General features: G+C 68.6%; 6 protein-coding genes. 3 read left to right on the top strand and 3 right to left on the bottom strand.

The annotated features are described in order from the left end of the window. Positions 1–66: 66 nt before the first annotated feature. Positions 67–1,947 (bottom strand): type VI secretion system baseplate subunit TssF, encoded by a 1,881-nt coding sequence (tssF, locus tag DBV14_RS28470; protein WP_124464508.1) that lies wholly within the window; start codon positions 1,945–1,947, stop codon positions 67–69. A gap of 93 nt (positions 1,948–2,040) precedes the next feature. After that, on the bottom strand, positions 2,041–2,628 hold the full coding sequence (gene tssE / locus DBV14_RS28465) for a type VI secretion system baseplate subunit TssE (RefSeq protein WP_124464506.1): 588 nt from the start codon (positions 2,626–2,628) through the stop codon (positions 2,041–2,043). A gap of 466 nt (positions 2,629–3,094) precedes the next feature. On the opposite strand from tssE, the gene DBV14_RS28460 reads away from it, so the two are divergent. Together DBV14_RS28460 and DBV14_RS28455 are read left to right on the top strand one after the other, a co-directional pair. After that, on the top strand, positions 3,095–4,510 hold the full coding sequence (locus DBV14_RS28460) for a DUF2868 domain-containing protein (protein ID WP_260397259.1): 1,416 nt from the start codon (positions 3,095–3,097) through the stop codon (positions 4,508–4,510). Further along, positions 4,507–5,955, top strand: coding sequence for a GTPase/DUF3482 domain-containing protein (locus tag DBV14_RS28455; RefSeq protein WP_124464502.1), 1,449 nt, complete (start codon positions 4,507–4,509; stop codon positions 5,953–5,955). The genes DBV14_RS28460 and DBV14_RS28455 overlap by 4 nt, the downstream gene beginning before the upstream one ends. 12 nt (positions 5,956–5,967) lie before the next feature. Here the strand turns inward: DBV14_RS28455 and DBV14_RS28450 are convergent, their stop codons facing one another. After that, the gene (locus DBV14_RS28450) at positions 5,968–6,789 is read right to left on the bottom strand and encodes a crotonase/enoyl-CoA hydratase family protein (RefSeq protein WP_260397258.1); all 822 of its coding nucleotides are present in this window, start codon (positions 6,787–6,789) and stop codon (positions 5,968–5,970) included. Positions 6,790–6,916: 127 nt separating this feature from the next. Between DBV14_RS28450 and DBV14_RS28445 the strand changes: the two genes are divergently transcribed. Next, the gene (locus tag DBV14_RS28445) at positions 6,917–7,975 is read left to right on the top strand and encodes an AraC family transcriptional regulator (protein WP_124464498.1); all 1,059 of its coding nucleotides are present in this window, start codon (positions 6,917–6,919) and stop codon (positions 7,973–7,975) included. The last annotated feature ends 47 nt before the right edge of the window (positions 7,976–8,022 follow it).

Raw genomic sequence — 8,022 nt, 5'->3', positions numbered from 1 at the left:
AGCACACCGTCGGCGTGAGCGGCGCCCCGAACAAGCAGCGCAAAACGCGGACCCGACAGCAGGCATTCAAACGATCCCGCGTCCGCCCATGCGTACAGGCCACTTGGCGACGGTCCCGCGTTGCATCGACTCGAGCACGGTCTGAGTGAACACGTTGATGCTCACGTGGCGCGCCAAGTAGTGCTCCAGCACCAGCCCCAACAGGTACGGGCTCGTGCCCGAAAAGCCCTCTTCGTCGACGCTCAACGTGCATTGCACACCACGCCCATAGATCAGCGGTCCCGCGCCCGGCAAACGCCGCGTCACCGGCTCGATGCGCGAGCCGATCAGGCTGTCGATCTGACGGCCCAACACGTCGTTGTCCACCGTCACGAACAACCGCAGCATGTCGCGCAACGCCTGTGCGCCCTCGCGGTGCGGCATGTCGGCCAGCGGCAGGTGGTTGAAGCCCAGTTGGCGGATCAGGCGCCACGCAATTTCGCGCTGCGCGAACGGCGACTTGGGCGTGCTCGGGGGGCGGATCAGCCCCACGGCCGACACCGGGACCGAATCGGCCACCGCCAGGTCGGCATGGCCGTTGCGTGGCACCAGGCACGGCAGGTCACGGTTCGTCAGCATCGCCTTCACCGACAGGTAGCGCAGGCTGTCGGGGTACGGCGCTTCGTGCTGGTCGACCAGCGACAGGAACACCTCGGTGCCGATGTACGGCGTGCGCGTGCCGTACTTGCGCGCTGTGTCCGACACCAGCCGCGGCTCGCGGCGCACCGAAAAATAGCGGCCGTAGTTGCCCTCGTCTTCGTTCAGCGTCTGGTAGAGCGGCCGGAACTCCAGTTCCGCCGTGGTCTGCGCCTGCTGGCCCGCGATGCGCTGGACCGAATAGACCTCGAAGTCCAACGGCCGCGAGCGGTCGGGCACCAGGTGGAACTCGGGCTGCGCCGCGTTCAGCTCGATGCGGTCGGTGCGCCGCTCGAACAGGTTGACCACCGGCGTGCTGAACAGCGCGAACTGGCCCGCGTCGACCAGCGAACCGAGCGCGCCCGGCGGCTTGCTCAGCAGCACGACGATCTCGACCTCCTTGCCGGGCACGCGCGCCAGGCCGGGCGCCAGTTGCGTGAGCGTGAAGAAATAGAAGCGCTCGGGGCACGCGAAGTATTCGTGCAGCAGGTTGTGGCCATGCAGGGTGTTCCAGGCCAGCGGCAAGAGGCCTTCGCCCGGCGCCAGCCCCTCGTGCACCAGCGCGCCCTGCGTGACCACGTGCGGCCGGTCCATCAGCTTGCCGGGTTCGCCGACGAAGGTGGCCACGGCGGAGGTGTGCAGCAGTTCGAACAGGTGCGAGGCGACCTGCTCGTTGCCGCGCAGGTAGATGGGCAGGCGGTCGAGGCCCACCAGCGCGCCGAAACCCATTTCGCCGACGATGCGCAGGCGCAAGCGCAGCGCGCCCGTTACCTGCACGTGCGGCGGCACATAGCGCTCCAGCGCCGGAATATCGGGCGGCGCGCCGGTGAGCCGGGCGTCGACGATCTCGAAGGGCCAGAGGGTCACGTCCTGGCTGGAGCGGAATTCGCACGGCGTTTCTTCGCCCGGCGGCACCCGCGCATGAAAGGCCGTGCCGCGCGGCACCACGAAGCCCCGCGTGAAGTCGCCCTCTTTCACGCTGGGGTGCAACTGCGCCACCGCCATCGATGGCGTGGGGCTCAGGTAGTTGGGGTACAGCACCTCCAGCAGCCGCTGCGTGAAGCGCGGAAACTCCGCGTCCAGCTTGATCTGCATGCGCGCCGACAGGAAGCTGAACGACTCGATCAGCCGCTCCACATACGGATCGGCCACCTCGATGCCGTGCATGCCCAGGCGGCGCGCGATCTTGGGATGCGAGCTGGCGAACTCGCTGGCCGCCTCGCGCATGTAGACCAGTTCCTTGTTGTAGTAGTCCAGCAGTCGGGGGTCCATGGATGCGTCGATTCCCTGATGAAGAAGAAGAGGAAGAAAAGAGAGTGCGTGAAGGGCGAGGCGCAAGCGAGGCGCAATGGCTGCGCCGGCGCGTCAGCGCGCCGTGCTCACCACGCGCATGCGGTTGGTTTCAAGATCGACCGCGCTCTGCACGGTGAAGGCCAGCGGATAGGGCCGCAGATTGATCATGGCGCGTATCTCGAACAGCAGGACGTTGTATTCCTCGGCCGCCCCGCCCTCCTTCATGAGCGGCACCACCGTGACGGTTTCGGGGATCAGGCGCGGTTCGTAGTCCTGGATGGCGCGGCGGATGATGCGTTCGATGTCCGCCCACTTGCGCTCCGACAGGTAGCTGCCCGCCAGCGGCGGCACGCCGAAGTTGATGGTGGACGCAGCCGCCTCGGCATGGCGCGTGCGGTCGATCAGGTCTTCGGCGTTGGTGGTGTTGAGCAGGTAGGCCAGGTCGCGCTGCACGATGTCGCGCATCTGCACGGGCGTGACGGCGTAGTCCGAAGGCGACTCCGAGCCGCGGCTGGGTGCATCGTCGCGCAGCCGGTCGAACAGCGTGGGCAGCAACTGCGCGTTGGCGCGTGCGGCGGTGGCATCGGCCGGGCGCGGGGAACGGGCGCCGGGGTGAGCCGGGTGGGACCCGGTGAACGGAGACTGATCGGTAAGGCGCATCTGAAAAAGACCGGTCTGGCTGAAGAGGCCAGAGTCTTGCGTGGATGCTGGTTGCGCATTGCAAACAATCGTCACACGTGTGAGGCCACAGGCGAGAAAGGCGCGCAAAACGGGGATATGTCATGGGTAACTGCTTCGCACGCGCCTACATCACACGCCGCCCCTTGCCGACACCCGCGGCGGCGCCGCGGCGCGAAGCTGAAGCTGTCGTCAACAACGGAGTCCTCGCGTGAATTCCATCATCTACATCGTCGGTCTGGTCGTGGTCGTTGTGGCCGTGCTTTCGTTCTTCGGCCTTCGCTGAGACCGGGCACGCGCCAACGACTCCCACGCCATGCAGAACGGGGCCGCTTGCGGCCCCGTTTCTCGTGGCCGCCCGCAGTGCGCCGGGCATAATTCGCGCGCCCCGCCGCCGCGCCGGGCTTCACTTGCCTGCTTGCGAATTTGCGAATGCGAAGGGACCCTGTTGACCAACAACACCGCGCTGCGCGAACCTGTTTTTCCGGACGCGGTCATTACCGAAGCGATCCGATGGACCGAACAGAACGGTCCGCTCGACGACGCCCAGGCCATGCGCACCGCCGCCACGCGCGCAACCGACGGCCCCACGCAAATCACCCAACGCGCACTTCAGCTGGGCGAACGCATCGGCCTGCAGCCTGAACTGGCGCGCGCCCGCCAATGGGCACCCTGGGTACTGCTGGCCCTGGTGGCGCTGATCGTGGTCGCGGGCCTCGGCCTCGCGGGCAATGTGGTCGGCGGCGGCGAACGCCACATCAACGTGATCGTCGCGCTGGTCAGCCTGCTGGGCCTGCATGCGCTGACGCTGCTGCTCTGGCTGGTCGGCCTGTGGCTTCCCCTCGGCTCCTTCAACACCGCCTCGCTCGGCTGGATCTGGCTGTCGCTGACCGCGCGCGTGGCCGGCGGCAAGCGGGGCCAGGCGCCGGTGCTGGTGCGCGCCACCACCGGCCTGCTGGCCCGCGCGCGGCTGCTGCCCTGGGCCTTCGGGCTGGTGAGCCATGGCATCTGGTCGCTGTCTTTCCTGGTCGTGCTGGCGGCGATGCTGTTCGCCCTCGCCTTTCGCAGCTACACGCTGAGCTGGGAAACGACGATCCTCGACCCCGCCTTCTTCGTGCGCGCGGTGCAGGTGCTGGGCTGGGCGCCGGCGCAACTCGGCTTTCCGGTGCCCGATGCCGCAACCGTGCTGGCCACCGCGCCCGGCAGCACGGCCAGCGCCGGCGGCCAGCGCAGCTGGGCGATGTGGCTGACCGGCTGCATCGTGGTCTACGGGCTGCTGCCGCGCCTGCTGCTGGTGCTGCTGAGCGCCGCCATCTGGAAGCGCCGCCGCAAGGCGCTGCAGCCCGACTGGCACGAGCCCTACTACCGCAAGCTGCTGGCCCGCTTTGCAGCGCTTGCGCCGGCCGCCATCGTCGACGCCGACCCGGGCCGCGTTCGCGGTGAAGTACCCGTCGGGCTGTCGGCCGCCGAGCTGAGCGATGCACTGTTCGTCATCGGCTTCGAGCTGCCACCGGACATGCCGTGGCCGCCTCCCGCCCTGCCCGCGCATGCCCCCCAGGTGCAGCGCATCGACGGCAGCGCGCCCGCGCGCCGCGCCGTGCTCGACCAGTTGGCGCAGGCCCGCCCGCGCACCGTGCTGCTGGTGTGCCATGCCGCATCGAGCCCCGACCGCGGCACCGAGCGCTTCGTGCGCGAGGTGCTGGCCCATTGCGGCGAATGCCGCCTGTGGCTGGCCGATTCGCCCGGCGCCACGGCCACGCAACGCTGGCTCGACTGGCTGCGCGACACCGGGCTGCAGCGCATCGCGGCCAGCGACACGCTCGCCAGCGCATTGCAAGGCACCCCTCAAGGCCTGACGGCATGACTACACCCATCCGCATCGCCGTCGTCGGCCACACCAACGCGGGCAAGACCTCGCTGCTGCGCACGCTGACGCGTCGCGTCAATTTCGGCGAAGTGTCGCAGCGGCCCGGCACGACGCGCCATGTCGAATCGGTCGACCTCGACGTGAACGGAGAAGCCGCCGTGCGCTTCTTCGACACACCGGGCCTCGAAGATGCCGTCGCCCTGCGCGAGCACCTCGCGGGCTTCGATGCGCAAGCCACGCCGCCCGAGCGCATCCGCCAGTTCTTGCAGGGCCCCGAGGCCCATGGCGTGTTCGAGCAAGAGGCCAAGGTGCTGCGCACCATGCTCGACATCGACGCTGCCTTCCTGGTGATCGACGTGCGCGAACCGGTGCTGCCCAAATTCCGCGACGAGATCGAACTGCTCAACTCCTGCGCGCGCCCCGTGCTGCCGGTGCTGAACTTCGTGCGCGACGCCGCCAGCCGCGAGCCGGCCTGGAAGGAACTGCTCTCGGCGTATGGCCTGCACGTGCAGGTGCGCTTCGACGCGGCGGCCCCTTTCGTCGGCGCCGAGCAAGACCTGTACAACGACCTCGCCACGCTGCTGCGCGACCGCCGCGACCAGCTGCACGGCGTGGTCGATGCGCTCCAGGCCGAAGCCGGGCAACGCCGCCAATCCGCCTGCGCGCGCATCGCGGCCTTGCTGGTCGATGCGGCCGCGGTTCGCCGCACCGTCCCGGCCACCGAATTTGCCGACGCCACCCGCAGGCAGGCATTGGTCGCGGCACTGCAGAAGGCCGTGTTCGACAAGGCCCAGCGCTGCACCGACGACCTGCTGGCGCTCTACGGCTTTCGCCAGGGCGATGCCGACGAAGCGCCGCTTCCGATGATCGAAGGCCGCTGGACGCTCGACTTCTTCAGCCCCGAAGCCATGAAAGACGCGGGCCTGCGGCTCGGCAAGGGCGCGGTCATCGGCGCGACCGTGGGCATGGTGGCCGACCTGGCCGTGGCCGGCATCTCGCTCGGCGCAGGCGCCGCGTTGGGCGGTGCCATCGGCGGTGCCGTATCGCAAGGCTGGGGCCCGCTGGGCCGCAAGATCGCCAACAAGCTGCGCGACGTGCACGAGCTCACGGTGGAAGACGGCGTGCTGTTCGCGCTGGTCGCATGGCAGCTGAAGCTCGCGCAGGCGCTGGAGCAGCGCGGCCATGCGGCCACGCAGCGCATCAGCGCGGAGAAGCCCGAAAACGGCGATGCGCCCACGCGCGCCGCAGCGGCTGCCGTGCGTGCCGCGCAGCCGGCGCGCAATCACCCCGACTGGGAATCGACCGGCGTGGCCACGCGCAGCTTCTGGCGCCCCTCGCCCCAACGCGAAGCGCTGGTGGCCGAGCTCGGGCACCAGTTGCAGCGCGCCTTCGACAACAGCACAAGCAACGGCAGCGGCAGCGGTAGCAGCGAATCGGCCTGAGCCGCGAGCTTCTCAGCCTGCGCTCGCGCCCGCGGCGACAGCCCCCGCTGCCGCGTGCTGCGGCGTGACCTTGGCCAGCGACTTGTCGACGAACGCGCCGAGCCGGCTCTGCACTTCGCCGCCGGTCTGCACCACCGCCGCCATCAGCGACTCGGCGAACATGCCGTCGGTGGCCGACATGTCGGCGATGCGGCTGATCGACGTCACCATCGCGTAGTTGGACAGCGCCGCGTTCTTCGCCACCCGCTTGGCCAGCGTGAGCGCCGCGCGCAGGCTTTCGCCGGGCACGGAAATCTCGTGCGCCAGGCCTAGCGCCATGCCGGCCTTGGCGGTCAGCACGCGGCCGGTGAGCATCATCTCGACCATGCGGCCCGGCGTGATGATGCGTGCCACGCGCACCGTGGCGCCGCCGCCGGTGAAGATGCCTTTCTGCCCCTCGGGCAGCGCGAAATATGTGCTGGGGTCGGCCACGCGCACATGCGTCGCGGCCGCCAGTTCGAGCCCGCCGCCGACCACTGCGCCATGCAGTGCCGCGACGACCGGAATGCCGCCGTACTGGATCTTGTCGAAGGTGCTGTGCCAGCGTTGGCACACGCGCATGAAGTCGACCGCCGTGCGCTCCTTGTCGTGGTGTTCCTTCAGGTCCAGCCCCGCGCAGAAATGCGGGCCAGCCCCGGTCAGCACCACCGCTTTCGCCTCGCGCGGCAGCGAAGAAAAAATGCCGTCCAGCTCGGCCAGCGTGGCCTCGTCGATGGCATTGCGCTTGGCGGGGCGGTTCAGGGTGACGACGGCCACCTCTTCGTCCATGTGAACGGTGACGTTTTTCTGGCTCACGGCAAAGCTCCTTGAATATTGCGGATTCCGCCAACGGCGTGGGCGGCGCTTCAGGGCTACGATAGCGCCGCGTTCGCCAGCCTTGCTTGCAGATCGCGCCCATTTATTTGCAGAATCCGCCAGACCGATGGTCACCCAGAAAATGCCCCGGCAGAACCCGGCGACGGCTTCGGAAGAGCGCTCCACCGTCCCCATCAGCTTCCTGCAGAACATGCTCAGCGGCGCCCGCCGGCACCTGAGCGCTCACGACATCGACACGCTGGCCGCGCAGGCCGGCATTTCGCCGCTGTTGCTGCGGCAAGGCGGCGCGCGCGTGACGCGCGAGCAGTTCGTGAAGATGTACGAACGCGTGGCGCTGTTCATGGGCGACGAAATGCTCGGCCTGTGGTCGCGGCCCATTCGTGCGGGCGCGCTCAAGTACCTGGGGCTGAGCCTGCTCGATGCGCCATCGCTGATGGTGGCGATGTACCGCTTCACGCGCTTCTGGAACCTGCTGCTGGACGACTACCGGCTGCGCATGGCACGGGCCCACGGCGTGGCGACGATCACCATTGCGCCGAGGCACGACAGCACCACGCCGACGCCGTTCGGCCACGAGCTGATGGTCAAGCTGATCCACGGCGTGGCCTCGTGGTTGCTGGGGCGGCAGTTGCCGGTGCAGGGTGTGGGCTTTGCGTTTGCCCGCCCCGCGAAGTTCGACGAGTACGCCAAGCTGTTCCCGGGGCCGGTGCTGTTCGGGCAGGAGGCCAGCTCGGTGAGCTTTTCGGAAGCGGTGTTGCGCCAGACGTTCCAGCGAACGCGCGGCGAGCTGCTCGACTTCGTGCGCCGCGCACCCGACGACTGGATATTCGTGACCTTCGACCACGACACGACGACATCGCAAGTGCGCGATTTCGTGGCGGCCCACCTGGCGAGCGGCGCCTCATTGGACGAAGCGGCTGGGTCGCTGCACATGTCGGACCGGGCGCTGTCACGCAAGCTCGCGGCGGAGGGAACGAGTTTTCGCGCGGTGAAGGAAGAAGTGCGGCGCGACCTCGCGATCCAGCGGCTGGTGAAGACGCGCGAGCCGATCGACCGGATCGCGGCGTCGGTCGGGTTCGACAACACGCCGGCGTTTCATCGCGCTTTTCGCACGTGGACTGGAAGTACGCCGCGTGGGTACCGGCGCAGGGCGTCGCCTGGCTGAGGTGTTCGGGTGCTTGGGAGCGGGTACGGGGTCATTCTTTGGCTTGT

Origin of the sequence: Variovorax sp. KBW07 (assembly GCF_003852515.1) — a bacterium.
Lineage (GTDB): Bacteria > Pseudomonadota > Gammaproteobacteria > Burkholderiales > Burkholderiaceae_C > Variovorax.
This window is presented reverse-complemented; position numbering and strand designations above follow the sequence as displayed.